The organism is Kitasatospora sp. NPDC001660 (assembly GCF_053596725.1).
In genome coordinates, this window is the sequence record NZ_JBSFGU010000007.1 from 14,812 (window position 1) to 28,558 (window position 13,747).

At 74.5% G+C, this 13,747-nt stretch carries 18 protein-coding genes; 9 read left to right on the forward strand and 9 right to left on the reverse strand.

Going from position 1 to position 13,747, the window contains the following annotated elements:
* Positions 1 to 46: 46 nt before the first annotated feature.
* Complete coding sequence (locus tag ACWCXH_RS10115) at positions 47 to 259, reverse strand: alpha/beta hydrolase (protein WP_449800915.1); 213 nt, start codon at positions 257 to 259, stop codon at positions 47 to 49.
* A 240-nt stretch (positions 260 to 499) separates the two neighbouring features.
* On the opposite strand from ACWCXH_RS10115, the gene ACWCXH_RS10120 reads away from it, so the two are divergent.
* From ACWCXH_RS10120 to ACWCXH_RS10130, 3 genes are all read left to right on the forward strand, one after another.
* On the forward strand, positions 500 to 1,066 hold the full coding sequence (locus ACWCXH_RS10120) for a DJ-1/PfpI family protein (RefSeq protein ID WP_449800916.1): 567 nt from the start codon (positions 500 to 502) through the stop codon (positions 1,064 to 1,066).
* A 210-nt stretch (positions 1,067 to 1,276) separates the two neighbouring features.
* On the forward strand, positions 1,277 to 2,464 hold the full coding sequence (locus ACWCXH_RS10125; protein ID WP_449800917.1) for a serine hydrolase domain-containing protein: 1,188 nt from the start codon (positions 1,277 to 1,279) through the stop codon (positions 2,462 to 2,464).
* Positions 2,465 to 2,502: 38 nt separating this feature from the next.
* Positions 2,503 to 3,033: a gamma carbonic anhydrase family protein gene (locus ACWCXH_RS10130; RefSeq protein WP_449800918.1), complete on the forward strand. Its 531-nt coding sequence runs from the start codon at positions 2,503 to 2,505 to the stop codon at positions 3,031 to 3,033.
* Between the two features lie 69 nt (positions 3,034 to 3,102).
* Here the strand turns inward: ACWCXH_RS10130 and ACWCXH_RS10135 are convergent, their stop codons facing one another.
* The gene (locus ACWCXH_RS10135; RefSeq protein WP_449800919.1) at positions 3,103 to 3,333 is read right to left on the reverse strand and encodes a hypothetical protein; all 231 of its coding nucleotides are present in this window, start codon (positions 3,331 to 3,333) and stop codon (positions 3,103 to 3,105) included.
* Between the two features lie 134 nt (positions 3,334 to 3,467).
* Here ACWCXH_RS10135 and ACWCXH_RS10140 point away from each other — a divergent pair, with 134 nt between their 5' ends.
* The 3 genes from ACWCXH_RS10140 to ACWCXH_RS10150 all read left to right on the forward strand — a co-directional run bounded on the left by ACWCXH_RS10140 (position 3,468) and on the right by ACWCXH_RS10150 (position 4,872).
* Positions 3,468 to 3,704, forward strand: coding sequence for a DUF2277 domain-containing protein (locus ACWCXH_RS10140; RefSeq protein WP_449800920.1), 237 nt, complete (start codon positions 3,468 to 3,470; stop codon positions 3,702 to 3,704).
* Between the two features lie 60 nt (positions 3,705 to 3,764).
* Entirely contained in the window at positions 3,765 to 4,001 is a 237-nt protein-coding gene (locus tag ACWCXH_RS10145; protein ID WP_449800921.1) for a DUF6296 family protein, read from the forward strand.
* Positions 4,002 to 4,062: 61 nt separating this feature from the next.
* A complete protein-coding gene (locus ACWCXH_RS10150) occupies positions 4,063 to 4,872 on the forward strand; it encodes a hypothetical protein (RefSeq protein WP_449800922.1) in 810 nt (269 codons plus the stop codon).
* Here ACWCXH_RS10150 and ACWCXH_RS10155 read toward each other — a convergent pair.
* From ACWCXH_RS10155 to ACWCXH_RS10170, 4 genes are all read right to left on the reverse strand, one after another.
* On the reverse strand, positions 4,869 to 5,204 hold the full coding sequence (locus ACWCXH_RS10155; RefSeq protein ID WP_449800923.1) for a hypothetical protein: 336 nt from the start codon (positions 5,202 to 5,204) through the stop codon (positions 4,869 to 4,871). The genes ACWCXH_RS10150 and ACWCXH_RS10155 overlap by 4 nt on opposite strands.
* A 100-nt stretch (positions 5,205 to 5,304) precedes the next feature.
* The gene (locus ACWCXH_RS10160; protein WP_449800924.1) at positions 5,305 to 5,469 is read right to left on the reverse strand and encodes a hypothetical protein; all 165 of its coding nucleotides are present in this window, start codon (positions 5,467 to 5,469) and stop codon (positions 5,305 to 5,307) included.
* 132 nt (positions 5,470 to 5,601) lie between these two features.
* Positions 5,602 to 6,816 (reverse strand): cytochrome P450, encoded by a 1,215-nt coding sequence (locus ACWCXH_RS10165; protein WP_449800925.1) that lies wholly within the window; start codon positions 6,814 to 6,816, stop codon positions 5,602 to 5,604.
* Between the two features lie 66 nt (positions 6,817 to 6,882).
* Positions 6,883 to 7,116: a ferredoxin gene (locus ACWCXH_RS10170; protein WP_449800926.1), complete on the reverse strand. Its 234-nt coding sequence runs from the start codon at positions 7,114 to 7,116 to the stop codon at positions 6,883 to 6,885.
* A gap of 647 nt (positions 7,117 to 7,763) precedes the next feature.
* Between ACWCXH_RS10170 and ACWCXH_RS10175 the strand changes: the two genes are divergently transcribed.
* Both ACWCXH_RS10175 and ACWCXH_RS10180 read left to right on the forward strand, forming a co-directional pair.
* Positions 7,764 to 8,756 carry a CAP domain-containing protein gene (locus ACWCXH_RS10175; RefSeq protein WP_449800927.1) on the forward strand — a complete coding sequence of 331 codons (993 nt, stop codon included), beginning with the start codon at positions 7,764 to 7,766 and terminating at the stop codon, positions 8,754 to 8,756.
* A gap of 124 nt (positions 8,757 to 8,880) precedes the next feature.
* On the forward strand, positions 8,881 to 10,530 hold the full coding sequence (locus tag ACWCXH_RS10180) for a sigma-70 family RNA polymerase sigma factor (protein WP_449800928.1): 1,650 nt from the start codon (positions 8,881 to 8,883) through the stop codon (positions 10,528 to 10,530).
* 27 nt (positions 10,531 to 10,557) lie between these two features.
* Here the strand turns inward: ACWCXH_RS10180 and ACWCXH_RS10185 are convergent, their stop codons facing one another.
* On the reverse strand, positions 10,558 to 10,794 hold the full coding sequence (locus ACWCXH_RS10185; RefSeq protein ID WP_449800929.1) for a hypothetical protein: 237 nt from the start codon (positions 10,792 to 10,794) through the stop codon (positions 10,558 to 10,560).
* A gap of 178 nt (positions 10,795 to 10,972) precedes the next feature.
* On the opposite strand from ACWCXH_RS10185, the gene ACWCXH_RS10190 reads away from it, so the two are divergent.
* Positions 10,973 to 12,073: a baeRF3 domain-containing protein gene (locus ACWCXH_RS10190; RefSeq protein ID WP_449800930.1), complete on the forward strand. Its 1,101-nt coding sequence runs from the start codon at positions 10,973 to 10,975 to the stop codon at positions 12,071 to 12,073.
* Between the two features lie 49 nt (positions 12,074 to 12,122).
* On the opposite strand, the gene ACWCXH_RS10195 is transcribed toward ACWCXH_RS10190, so the two are convergent.
* Together ACWCXH_RS10195 and ACWCXH_RS10200 are read right to left on the reverse strand one after the other, a co-directional pair.
* A complete protein-coding gene (locus tag ACWCXH_RS10195) occupies positions 12,123 to 12,353 on the reverse strand; it encodes a hypothetical protein (RefSeq protein WP_449800931.1) in 231 nt (76 codons plus the stop codon).
* Between the two features lie 555 nt (positions 12,354 to 12,908).
* Entirely contained in the window at positions 12,909 to 13,700 is a 792-nt protein-coding gene (locus tag ACWCXH_RS10200) for a L,D-transpeptidase family protein (protein ID WP_449800932.1), read from the reverse strand.
* Positions 13,701 to 13,747 lie beyond the last annotated feature (47 nt).

Consider the following 13,747-nt stretch of genomic DNA (forward strand, 5'->3'; position numbering starts at 1 on the left):
CCCCGTCATCGGTGTCAGAGCTCCTGGGTGTCGGAGCCCGTCGGTGTCAGAGTTCGGCGAGGAGCTTCCGGCCCTCCGGCCAGTCTCCCAGACCGGCGGAGGAGTTGAGGTGTCCGTGCGCCCCGACCTCGACGTACCGGGCGCCCCGCGCCCCGGCGGACTGCCGCGCCCGCTCGGCCTCCTCCCACCGGGTCTGCCAGTGCTCGGACCCCGAGTTCTCGTAGCCCGCCAGGACGAGGTGGGTGGTGCGGTCCGACATGTGACTCCTTGGAAGGCCGGTCGTGGCGGTCAGGAGTCTAGGACGCCCGCGGCCCGGCGCGCACGGCTCCTCCAAGGCGCGCGAGAGCGCTCACGCGCTGCTGTTCGCCCGGTGTGCCCTGTTGCGAACGGCCCGACGGGTGCGGGAGGTTGTAGCGGGCCCGCGGCCGGACGCCCTCGGTGGCTAACGGCCGCGGCCCGTACCGTGTCTGACGCTCGATCATGTGGAGGGATGTCGGCGATGACATCGAAGATCCTGCTCGTCACCGGGGACGCCGCCGAGTCGCTGGAGGTGTTCTACCCGTACCAGCGGCTGCGCGAGGAGGGCTACCAGGTCGACATCGCGGCGCCGACGAAGAAGCGCCTCCAGTTCGTCGTGCACGACTTCGTCGACGGCTTCGACACCTACACCGAGAAGCCCGGCTACACCTGGCCCGCGGACGTCGCCTTCGCCGACGTCGACCCGGCGGACTACGTGGCCCTCGTGATCCCCGGCGGCCGCGCTCCCGAGTACCTGCGCAACGACCCGGACGTGCAGCGGATCGTCCGGCACTTCTTCGAGGGCGACAAGCCGGTCGCGCAGATCTGCCACGGCCCGCTGATCAGCTCCGCCACCGGCGCCCTCGCCGGCCGCCGCAGCTCCGCCTACCCCGCCCTGGCCCCCGACCTGAAGGCCGCCGGTGCCGACTTCGTCGACGGCGAGGCCGTCGTCGACGGCGTGGTCGTCTCCGCCCGCGCCTGGCCCGACCACCCGGCCTGGCTGCGGGCGTTCATCGAGGTGCTGCGGACCAAGGCCCCGGTGTCCTGACCCTCCATCAACTCCGCTGGCCCGCCCTTCCCGTTGCGCGCCCGACCCGTCTCGGGGGCGCGTCAGGGTCGGCCCCCTCCCAGAGGCGGAGGGGGCCTGCGCCCGGAGGCTGACGACCGCTTCGCATCCGGACTGCCAAGGTGGCAGCGACCGGGACAGCGGCGGGCGTCGAGTCCTGCCGGCCCGGCACAAGGGACCAGGGAGGACGGCATGACCACCGACCCAACCACCCCCACCCGGCGTCGCCCGCTCCTGCGCGCCGCCGTCGCAGCCGTCGTCGGCGCGGGGCTGATCGCCGCACTCGCCCCGGCCGCGAGCGCACAACCCGCGGACCGCTCGACGGCCGTGGTGGCGAGCACCGCCGACCACGCCGCCCTCGACGCGGCCCTCGCCGGCCTGACCGCCAAGCGCTACACCACCTCCGCCCTCGGCGCCGTCCGCGAACACGGCCGCCTCGCCTGGCGGAACGCGACCGGCGTCGCCGACCTCGACAGCAACGCCCCCGCCGACCCCGGCGGCCGCTTCCGGATCGGCAGCGTGACCAAGACCTTCGTCGCCACCGTGCTGCTCCAGCTCGTCGGCGAGGGGCGGCTGAGCCTGGACGACACCGTCGAGAGCCTGCTGCCCGGCGAGGTGCCGAACGGCGCGAACATCACCGTCCGCCAGCTGATGAACCACACCAGCGGCCTGCCCAACTACACCCGGGACCGGGCCTTCGACGTCCACGACCAGGGCTGGCTCGCCACCGGCCGCTACCGCTCCTACAGCCTCCAGGACCTCCTGGACATCGCCTGGAAGTACCCGCCCGCCTTCCCTCCCGGTACGGACTGGCAGTACTCCAACACCAACTACCTCGTGGTCGGGATGATCATCGAGGACCTCACCGGCAACAGCTGGAACGACGAGGTGGAACGCCGCGTCATCCGCCCGCTCGGCCTGACCGGCACCTCGATGCCCGACGACTCCCCGTTCATCCACGGGCCGCACGCCCACGGCTACTTCAAGATGCCCGACGGCCCGGTGGACGTCACCGATCTCGACCCGTCGATGGCCGGCTCGGCCGGCGCCGGCATCTCGACCACGGCGGACCTGACGAAATTCATCGGCGCCCTGCTCGACGGCCGGCTGCTGCCCCCGGCCGAACTCGCCGCGATGCAACAGACCACCACCCACGGCGGGGGACGCAGCTACGGCCTCGCCCTCCTGCGGATGGACACCCCGTGCGGCACCTTCTGGGGCCACGACGGCGGCATCCCCGGCTACAACACGTTGATGCTCGGATCCGCCGACGGGAAGCGCCAGTTCGCAAGTTCCGTGACCCCCTACGACCTGACCGACGGCCCCGGCGCCACCGCCGCCCTGAACACCCTGATCGCCACCGGCACCTGCGGCGGCTAGGGTCCCTCCTCGCAAGCGCCTACGAGGAGGACAGAGACATGGCAGAGCCGCTGATCGCCGCCGTCGGGGGCAAGGTGCCCGCCGTCGACCCGAGTGCGTTCGTCGCGCCCAACGCCGTCGTGGTGGGGGACGTGACGCTCGGCGCCGGGGCGAGCATCTGGTACGGCGCGGTGCTGCGCGGTGACGCCGAGGCCATCACGGTCGGCGCGACCAGCAACATCCAGGACAACTGCACCCTGCACGCCGACCCGGGCTTCCCGCTGGTGGTCGGCGAGCGGATCTCGGTCGGGCACAACGCGGTGCTGCACGGCTGCACCGTCGAGGACGACGTCCTGGTCGGGATGAACGCGACCGTCCTCAACGGCGCCCGGATCGGCGCCGGCTCGCTGGTCGCGGCCGGCGCGGTGGTGCCGCAGGGCATGCAGGTGCCGCCGGGCTCGCTGGTCGCGGGCGTGCCCGCGAAGGTCCGGCGCGAGCTGACCGAGGACGAACGGGCCGGGATCCTGCTCAATGGCGCCGGCTACCAGCTCCTGGCCGACGCCCACCGGGACATCGAGCCCCTGGTCTAGACCGCCACGGCCTTTCCGGCCGGCGCCGGCACCGCGGGCGCCGGTCGGCCGCCCACGCGAGCAGAGCGATCACGGCGCGCGACCCCGGCCGGCACCGGCGCCGACCGGGGTCGGCGAGGTCCAGCCGAGCCCGGCGTCCAGGGCGAGCCGGCCGAAGTACGCGCCCTGCGCGTCGGCCAGGAGGGAGGAGCCCCACGGCGGCGAACTCGGTGGTGCCGGCGGCGAACGCGGTGACGGCCAGGGCGGCCAGCGCGAGAGGCGGGGGGACTCCGGGGCGAGGCGGGGCGGAAAGGGGCGCATTCGTTCGCGCGGCATCCTCATCCGCCCAGGTGACGGGCCGGTGAGGCGACCACGAAGGGCCGGTGACGCCGGGTGACGGCGAGGGCGTGTCGCAGGGGCTCGCCAGCGGGGCGTCCGCGCGGGAGACTGGGGGCATGTGCCGCAACATCAAGACGCTGCGACCGCCCATGACGCCCGACGCCGACGAGGACGACTTCCGCGCCGCCGCGCTGCAGTACGTCCGGAAGGTGTCGGGGTTCCGCGCCCCGGCCGCGCACAACCGCGAGGCCTTCGACCGGGCCGTCGAGGCGGTCGCCGAGGCGACTGCCCTGCTGCTCGCCGAGCTGGAGGTCCGCGGTGCGTCCGCCCGGGTCGTCGAGGCCTCCGCGTAGACCGTCGCGCACGGGGCCGGGACGCGGCGCCGGGACGCGGCAGGGACCAGGAGGTCGGTGATGAACCCGTCCAATCGTTACGCACTCACCTTCCCCGGCACCCCCGGTACTCAGGCCCCGCAGGACGTGGTCGTGGTCTCGCGCACCAGCGCGACGGGCCCGGGCGGCCACCCGGTGTACGAGGACGCGAGCGGTATCGTCCGGGCCGAGATCAGCGACGCCGGCGAGGTCCGCATGCTCGCGAGCGGCGGCCACCAGTCCCCCCACCTGCCGGTCCATGCCCAGCCGCTGCCGTAGGGCGTGTCATCCGGCTCCGGGCGGCCGACTGGCGCGCGCCCGGATCGGGTAGCGGATGTTCATGGTGATCTTCCGCAAACCCGGACGTTCGGACCGCCCCGGTCCCGACCGCTCCGGTGTCCCCGAGCTCCTGGCCGACGAGCTCGCCGGCCTGGTGGAGGAGGCCGAGCGCCCCGTCGGCGAGTGGCGGGTCGCCGAGTACCGCGCCGAGGGCAGCCGCGGCCGGGCCTTGGTGCGCAGCGTCGCCCGGCGCCTGGGCACCGGCGGCCGGGCGCTCACCGAGCAGCTCGTGCGGGCCGCCCCGCGCATCCCGGTCCGCAGCCTGGCCACGCTGCGCGCCCAGCACCCCGGCGCCGCCGGCCCCGAGCAGCTCGCCGACCTGCTGGTCACCGGCGCCACCCGGGCGTCGGGCGCGCTCGGCGCGGGCGTCGGCGCGGCGGCGATGCTGCCGGTGCCACCCGCGATGTCGGTGGAGATCGCCGCCGAGACGCTCGCCGTGGCGGCCGTGGAGATCAAGCTGATCGCCGAACTGCACGAGGTCTACGGCGTCCCGGCCACCGGGAGCGCCACCCAGCGGGCCACCGCCTACCTCTCCGCGTGGGCCGACCGCCGGGGCGTCGACGCCACCCTGCCCGCTCGCCCGGCCGGCTTCGCCGCGCCGGCGCTCGGCGCCGAGGTGCGCCGGCGGGTCCGCCGCCGCCTGCTTCGCAGCTCGCTGCGCCGCCTGCCCTCGGTGACCCCGCTGCTGGTCGGCGCGGGCATCGGCGCCACCGTCAACCGCCGCGACACCCGCCGGCTCGCCGGCGAGGTCCGGGCGGACCTGCGCCGACGTCGCCCGGCGGACCCTTCGTACTGGGACGCCGCGTCCTAGCCGGCCACGGGTGGCGCCGCGGCGCCGTGGCCGGTCTTGACACCGTTGACCATCGCCTGGTGGATCGCCCGCGCGGTGGTCTCGTCCGCCGCGGGGACGGGGCTGCCGGCGACCGTGTACCAGTCCAGTGCGCCGGTGTACTGGACGGTCAGCCGGGCCTCGCCGTCCACCCATGTGGTGTGCACGGTGAGGTCGCCGGAGATCGGCCCGACCTCGGCGGTGGTGACCCCGCCCGGCCCACTGATGATCGACTGCGTGGTCCAGGTCGCCCACGACGCGCGCGGGTCCGCGGGCGGCTGGACCTGCCGGCCGCCCTGAGTGTGCTCGGTCATGCGCCTATCCTCCCCCGCCGGTCGGCCGCCCGTTCGGGAGCGACACCAGCGGTAGCCGGAGGCCGCCCGGCGTGCCCGGGCGGCCTCGTCCGTCAGCCGGTCAGCTGCTCGCGCCGTTCTCGTCCAGCATGGGGTCGCCCTCCGCCCGGGACTCGTCCTGCGCGTGAAGGTTCTGCATCGAGGTGATGCCCTCCTCGGGGTCCGCAGCGCGGACGTCCTCGTCGGTCTCGGTGCTCGGCTGGGACCGGGCGCTCATGTCGGTCATCGCGGGCTCCGTCTCCTCGGCCGGTCCGGGCGCCCGCGCCGGGGCGCGGCAGGCCGGGTCTGTCGTTCGCCCTTCCAGCCTGCCCCCGCCCCGGCCCAGGGGCCAGCCGGCCCGGGTGGTGGAGGTTCTCCGTCACCAGGTGACGGGCAGCGATTTCAGTCCGTAGATCACTTTCTCCGACCGGAACCGCAGCTCGCTCTCCGGCACCGCGAGCCGCAGGCCGGGCAGCCGGCGGAACAGGGTGGCGAGCGCGATCTGCAGCTCGGCCCTGGCCAGCGGCTGGCCCAGGCACTGGTGCACGCCGAAGCCGAAGGCCAGATGGCGCCGGGCGTCCCGGTCGAGGTCGATCTCGTCGGGCGAGGTGCGGCCCTCGCCGCCGAACATCCGCTCGTCCCGGTTGGCGGTGGACAGCATCGCGAAGACGCCCTCCCCGGCCCGGATCAGCGTGCCGTCCAGCTCGACGTCCTCGACCGCCACCCGCGGCAGGCCGGTGTGGACGATCGTGGTGTGGCGCAGCAGCTCCTCGACCGCGCCGGGCACCGCGGCCGGGTCGGCGAGCTTCGCGATCTGCTCGGGCTGCTGGAGCAGCAGCACGGTGGAGAGCCCGATCATGTTGGCGGTGGTCTCGTGGCCGGCGATCAGGAGCAGCACGCCGGTGGAGGCGATCTCGCGCAGGGTGAGGTCGTCGCGGGCGGCGAGCCGGCTGAGGATGTCCTCGGCCGGGTGCTCCTTCTTGTGGGCGGCGAGCCCGCCGAGGTAGTCGAGGAGCTCGTCGTTGGCCCGGGCGATCTCGCCGTTCGGGGCGAAGGTGTCGAGCAGCGTCGCGCTGAGGGCCTGGAACATCTCCCGGTCCTCGTACGGGACTCCGAGCAGCAGGCAGATCACCAGCGAGGGGACGGGCAGCGCGAAGGCGCTGACCAGGTCGGCCTCGGTGGCGCCGTCGGTCATCCGGTCGATGGCGTCGTCGACGATCTGCTGGATGCCGGGGCGCATCGCGTCGACCCGCTTGACCAGGAAGTCCCCGGTGACCATGCGGCGCAGCCGGGCGTGTTCGGGGTCGTCGAGCCGGATGAACGCCGGGTTCTCGCTGATGAGTTCGCGTCGTTCGGGGGTGAACAGCGGGAAGGCGGGGTGACGGGCATCGGCGCTGAACCGGCGGTCGGACAGGACGGTGCGCACCTCGGGGTAACCGGTCACCAGCCAGATGGGGGTGCCGTCGGGCAGCGCGGCACGGGTGACGGAGCCGGTGTGGGCGGCTTCGGTGTAGGCGGGTGGCGGGCTGAACGGGCAGCGCATGTCGTGCGGGGCGGGCACCACCGGGGTGGTGGGCACGGGTGTGGTCGTCAAGGTGGTACTCCTCGGCGTCGCGGTGGGGATCTCCTGGGTGGGGTCGGGTGAGACGCAGGCGCTGGGCTAGCTGCCGGTCGCGGGCTGGTCGTCGGCCGGGGCGACGCCCTCGGTGACGGTGATCGCGCCGCACGGGCAGAGTTCGGCGGCGAGTCTGAGGTCGGGGTACTCGCTCGGTCGGAAGGTCGTTTTGCGGAGTCTCACCAGGCTGTCGTGGTCGTCCTGGTCGAAGAGCTCCGGGGCGTTCGAGACGCACAGGCCGGAGCTGCAACAGCGGTCCCGGTCGACGCTCACCTTCATGGGCGCTACCTCCTCCTGCAGTTCTTGCTCTGTCCTCGGCTTGCTTTGTCCTTGCTTGTTGACATTGCCAACCTAACCGCCGATTCGGCGCATACGGCGGGTGCCGTGGCGGGTTTGCGCAGATTGGCCGATTCGGCTCAGGAGGCAACCCCCTTGAGCAGTGGGAGGTTTGAATTGACGTCAGGTAGTCAAGGGTGGTTCGGCGCGGCCCGCCTCGCAGCCCTTCGGTCGAGATATCCCGGCCGGCGGCGACGGTGTCGGCCTCGCCTTATGGACACCTCCAGAATCCCTGCCACCCCCCGATCCCGCCTGCGCGACGGCGTGCGCCGCGCCTCCCCGCACGGTCCCGGGCGGTACGGCTTCGAGTGCCTCCGCAGTCCCCGCCCGCCACCGGATCCGGCCTGCACGTCCGGAACCCCCGTCCCGCCCGCACTGCCGTAGAGCGCCGCAGTGGCGTATGCGGACCGCCTTCTTGGCCGTCCTGGAGATACGACCAGGTCGCCACCCGGGCGATGTCCGGCGCCCACGACACCGCCCCGTGAGCGGCCCGCCGGACATTCGTTCGGACTTTCTGTTATCGGCGGCGCGCCGGGAGGTCTCCCAGGTGTCGGCACCCGACCGCCGACCCGGACAGAAAGCGTGGCCAGGTGAACAGCGAAGACAGGACGACCATCCTCCCGGCGACCGGAGCGGCGGACCGCGCGGGCGGCCGGGCCGGCGGGCGCGCCGCCCGCCGGGCGGCCGACCGGCACTCCGAACGCGGCGGTGGAGGCGGGAGGCGGGGCCGAAGGCGCGGTGCGTTCGGCCCGGTGTCGGCAGTCGTCGCCACTGCGGCCGGGGTGGGCATGCTCGCGGCGCTGGCCGGCGCCGGGTACGCGGCGTACGCCGGCAAGCAGACCGACCGCGACCCGGGGCAGGCGGTGGCCCTGGACGCGCTGATGGCCGCCGAGGCCGGCACCCACGAGGGCATCCAGGTCCCCGGCGCGGGCGGCGACCCGTCCGTCGCGCACGTCGCGCCGCAGTCGCCCGTCGACCTGGCCGCGACCGACCCGGCTACTTCGTCGCCCACCGCCACCGCCACTGCCTCCGCCACCGCCACTGCCTCCGCCTCCGCGACGCCCACCCCGACCGCCACCGCCACCGCGACCGCCAAGCCGACCCCGACCGCCAAACCCACCGCCGCCCAGCGCACCACCGCCTACGCGAGCGCCCCGACCGCCGCCGCCGCGCCCACCCCGGTCGGCGGCGGCGCGGCCCCCTCGTACGCGCAGCAGGTCGTCGACCTCGTCAACGCCGAACGGGCGAAGGCCGGCTGCGACCCGGTCACCGCCGACTCCCGCCTGGCCACCGCCGCCCAGTCGCACAGCGACGACATGGCCGACCGCAACTACTTCGACCACGCCAGCCCCGAGGGCTACCACGCCGACCACCGGATCGAGGCGACCGGCTACCGCTGGAGCACCTGGGGCGAGAACATAGCCCGCGGCCAGAAGGACCCGGCCGCGGTCATGGACGCCTGGATGAACAGCCCCGGCCACCGCGCCAACATCCTCAACTGCGCCTTCAAACAGCTCGGTGTGGGCGTCCGGACCGGCTCCGGCGGCCCGTGGTGGACCCAGGTGTTCGCCGCCCCGGCGTGACCACGGCGCGGGCCCGTCACCAGCCCGTTTTCCGATTCCGCGCAAATTGTTGTTATCTGATCACTCCCCAGAGGTCTCCGATGAGGCATCGGCGGGCGGAAGACGGCAAGACGGAGTGCGGACGATGAACGCTGACGTGCAGAACGCTGACGTGTACAACACCGGTGTGCCCGGCGCGCGGTACGGCACCGGGACGACCCTGGTGCGTGCCGCCCAGGCGGGCGACCGGCAGGCCCAGGAGGCGCTGGTCGCCGCCTGGCTGCCGCTCGTCTACAACGTGGCCGGGCGGGCGCTGGGCGGGCACGCCGATGTCGACGACGTCGCCCAGGAGACGATGATCCGCGCCCTGGACGGCCTCGAAGGGCTGCGCGACCCGGCGTCGTTCCGCTCGTGGCTGGTCGCGATCACGATGAACCAGGTCCGCCGGCGCCACACCGCCGGCCAGCAGCAGCCGACCATCGGCGGCCTCGACGAGACCTGGGAACTCGCCGACCCCCGCGCCGACTTCACCGACCTGACCATCCTCCGGCTCGGCCTCTCCGGCCAGCGCCGCGAGGTCGCCGAGGCCACCCGTTGGCTCGACCCGGACGACCGCCAACTGCTCGCCCTCTGGTGGATGGAGGCCAGCGGCGAGCTGTCGCGCGCCGAGCTCGCCGAGGCGCTCGACCTCAGCCCGCAGCACACCGCCGTCCGGGTGCAGCGGATGAAGAAGCAGCTGGAGGCCGGGCGCGTGGTCGTCCGGGCGCTCGGCGCGTACCCGCGCTGCCCGGGGCTCGCCGAGGTCACCGTCGGCTTCGACGGGACGCCGAACTCGGTGTGGCGCAAGCGAATAGCCCGGCACATCCGCGGCTGCGTCACCTGCGACCGGCTGGGCCGCGACCTCTTCCCGGCCGAGGGGCTGCTCGCCGGGCTGGCGCTGGTGCCGATCCCCATGGGCTCGCCGGTGCTGCTCCACTTCAAGGCCGCCGCGGCCGCCATCGCTTCGGGGGCGGCGGGCGCCACCGGGGGAGCCACGGGCGCAGGCGCGGCGGGCGCCGGCGGCGCTGGTACCGCGGGCGCCACCGGGGCGGGCTCGCACGGCGGTTGGGCCGGGTTCGCCACGAAGAAGGCCGTCCTCGTGAGCGGCGCGGCGGCCGCCGCGGTGGTCACCACCCTGGCCCTGGTCTGGCCGGCCCCCGCCGAGAAGCCGTCGGAGGCCGCGTCCGAGCCGACGCCCCCGGCCGCGGCGCCCGGCATCCCGAGCGGGACGCCGCTGTCCCTCCCGGCGCCGCCCCCGGCACCGGTGACCGCCGAGCCGACGCCGACCCCGAACCCGACCGACACCCCCACCCCCACCCCCACGGCGACGCCGACCCCGTCGCCCACCGCGTCCAAGCCGACCGCCCCGCCCAGCCTGGAGCGCCAGCTCGTCGACCTCGTGAACGCCGAACGGGCCAAGGTCGGTTGCGGCCCGCTGCGGATCGACCCGCGGCTGCACGGCGCCGCCCAGAAGCACGCCGACGACATGGTCGCCCGCAACTTCTTCGACCACGTCAACCCCGACGGCGTCCACCCCGACGCCCGGATCACCGCGGCCGGCTACCGCTGGTCGCAGTGGGGTGAGAACCTCGACCGCGGCGTGACCAGCCCCGCCACCGTCGTCTCGCGCTGGATGGACGGCGGCATCCACCAGTCCAACCTGCTGGACTGCGGCTTCAAGGACGTCGGCGTCGGCGTCGCCACCGGCCCGGCCGGCACCTATTGGACCCAGGACGTCGGCGCCCCGCTCTCCTGAGCCGTCCACCCGGGGCGGCCGCCCCGGCTACGCGGGTGTGACCGGAACCAGCCCGTCGGCCTGGCCGGTCACGTACCCGGTGGCGTGCCCGACCACCCCGCCCGCGTCGCCGACCCGCCCCGGCGACAGGTCGCCCGTCGACCCGAGCGGTCCGGGTAGCCCCTCCTGCCCGCCCACGGCGCTGGCGTGCGCGCTCGGCGCGGTGAGGGAGGCCACGACGCCCACGGCGAGCGAGGCCATGGCAAGCATGCTGCGCTTCTTCATGCCCGGGCTAACGAGGCCGCGCCGCCCCGGTCACGGGCGTTCCGGTGGCGAGGGGCTTAGGAGCGGGGCGGGATGGGGAGGGGTTTCGGGACGAATCCGGCAAATCGATCTTGCCTCCTCCCGGCCCGGCCGGGTTCGCCGACCACCGACGATCCCCCCGCGACACGAAGGGCACCCGATGCACGCAGCCGAACTCACGTCCGCCGTCCTCGCCGAGCTGCGCCGTCCCCGGCGATACCCGGCCGTCTCCGTCCTGCTGCCCACCCACCGCAGCGAGCCCGACAACACCCAGGACCCGGTGCGCCTGCGCAACCTCGTCGCCGAGGCGAAGGCCCGGCTGCAGGCCGACGAGGCGGTCAGCCGGGCGGACCGGCTGGACGTCATCGGGCAGCTGGACCGCGCGCTCACCGAGGTCGACCTCGTGCACGCCGAGGACGGCCTGGCGATCTTCGCGGCGCCCGGCGAACACCAGGTGTGGTCGCTCCCGCGCTCGGTGCCGGCCCGGGTCGTCGTCTCGGACACGTTCCTGACCCGCAACCTGGTCTCCGCGTACCTCGCGGGCGCGCCCTACTGGGTGCTCACCGTCTCCGCCGACCGGGTCGCCCTGTTCAGCGGCTCCGGGCCGAAACTGGTGCCGCACGCCGACGGCGGCTTCCCCGTCGACCAGGTCGGGCCGGACTGGGACGTCGAGCGCCAGGAGCGGATCGGGAACGTGCCGAGCACCTTCACCGACGAGGAGACCCGCCGGTTCCTGCGCTCGGCCGACACCGCCCTGGCCGCCGTCCTGGAGACCGACGCCCGCCCGCTGTACGTGCTCGGCGAGGCGGCGGCGATCGCCCTGCTCGACGACGTCGGCACGGCGGCCAAGCGCGCCTCCGCCCAGGTCGCGCGCGGCGGCCTCGGCCACGCCTCCGCCGCGGCGGTGGCCGAGGCCGTCCGGGCGACCGTGGCCGACCAGGGCCGCAAGGCCGTCGCCGAGGTCCAGGAGCGCCTCAGCCAGGCCCAGGGCGTGAAGGGCCTGGCCGCCGGCATGGACGAGGTCTGGCAGAACGTCGCCGAGGGCCGGGCCGCCGTGGTGGCGGTGGAGGAGGACTACTGGCAGCCCGTCCGGGTGACGGACAACCACCTCGTGCCCACCGAGGACGGCGGAGCGGACGTGCGCGAGGACATGGTCGACGAGATCGTCGAGCGCGCCCTCGACACCGGCGCCCGCGTGCAGTTCGTCCCGTCCGGGGAACTCGCCTCGCGCGACCACATCGCCGCCGTCCTGCGGTACTGACGCGTTCCGGCGCCCGGTGCCCGATGGCGCCGCCCGGGCCGGGTGGCCGCTACGCTCCGCGATCCAGGCCGAAGCGGGCGGCCACCCGGTCGGCCAGGTCGGTCGCCGGAGCGGCGCCGTCGACCGCCAGGACGTCGAGCCGGTGGTCGGCGGCCTGGGCGCGGACTTCCGCGTCCCAGAGGGCATCCCGCGCGAGCCGCTTGGCGAGCACCGTCGAGGGATCGCCGCTGCCCCACGTGGCTCGCGCGCGCCGCGGATCCGCGTAGCGCGCGCGGAGCACGTCCTGCCCGGAACCGCGCGGTGGGCAGGAGGAAGACCGCCTGGCCGGACCGGCTCAGCAGCGGGGCGAGGTCGCCGGGCAGGATCCCGAAGTAGTCGACCAGGACGATCCGGTCGGTGGGCACGGTGAGGAGGTCGTCGACGACGAAGTCGACCGTCTCCCCGTGCATGCCGGGCATCGCGCGCAGCACCTCGTCCGCCGTGCGGCCGTCCCACATGGCGCCGGGCGGCAGGCCGCGCAGCGCCGAGAGGTACGGGTGGTGCTCCGGAGTGCAGCGCGTCAGCCACCGGTGCTCCGCGAGGTCGCCGTCGTACACCGCGATGCCGTGGCGGGCGGCGAGCAGTCGGGCCAGGGTGCTCTTGCCGCTGCCCGTGCCGCCGGCGATCCAGCGGACGTGGGCCAGGGAAGGGGCCGTCGTGGGGAGGGATTCTCTGCTGGTCCCGGTGCCCGGGAGAGGAGAGGTCATGGGTGTCAGGGTCCTCCTCTCGGCCCGGAGATTTCAGTCTTGTTCTTCCCCGGCCGATGGCCGAACCTGGAAGAGAGGGGGCGGACAGCTCACTGCGCCAGCGCCGCCGCGTCGCCCATGACGACCACCGGGTGCAGCGCCGGGTCGAGCGTGCGGAGCAGTTCGCGCAGGTCGTCGACGCGCAGGCTGACGCAGCCGTGGGTCGGGCCGCCGTGGTCGACGTGGAGCCAGATGCCGCCGCCGTAGCCGCTGCCGCGCGGATGGCGCGGGTCGAGCGGCGACGAGCCGGGGACGCGGTTGTAGTCGATCGCGACGACGTAGTCGAAGGAACCCGCGAGCGGTTCGCCCTCGAAGCCCGTGCCCGAGACGGTGAAGCCGTCGGAGTGGTCGTACGGCAGGCGCGAGCCCGGGTCGGGCAGCATGCCGCCGGCGGCCGTGAGGGTGAACACGCCTATGGGGGAGCGCAGATCGCCCAGGCGGTGGTCGGCGCTCCAGCCGCGGTTGCCGTTGTGGGTCGGCCAGGTCGGCCCGGCGAGCCAGCCGGAGCCGTCGTCGCGGTAGAGCGTGGCGCGGCCGGTCGAGACATCGGGCCCGTCGCCGCTGACGACCAGTGCCTGTCGGGTCCCGGCTGGTATTGCGGAAAGGAACTTCGGTCCCACGCCGGGGAGTTGGCGCGGAAGCTCGGGCGGCGCCGGTCGGCCCGCGGCGACCTGAGCCGTGGCCGGAGTGGCGGCTGGAGGGGGAGCCGACGGGGTGGCCTGCGGGGCGGTCGGCGCTACGGCCACGGCCACGGACACGGTGGACGAGGCGGCGGGGCCGGGCGCGCAGCTCACCAGGAGCAGCGCGCCCAGCCCGACGAGGGCACGACGGGGTAGGGACATGGCGGTTCGGCTTTCGGTCGAGATACAGGGGATTCGAAGGGAGCGCG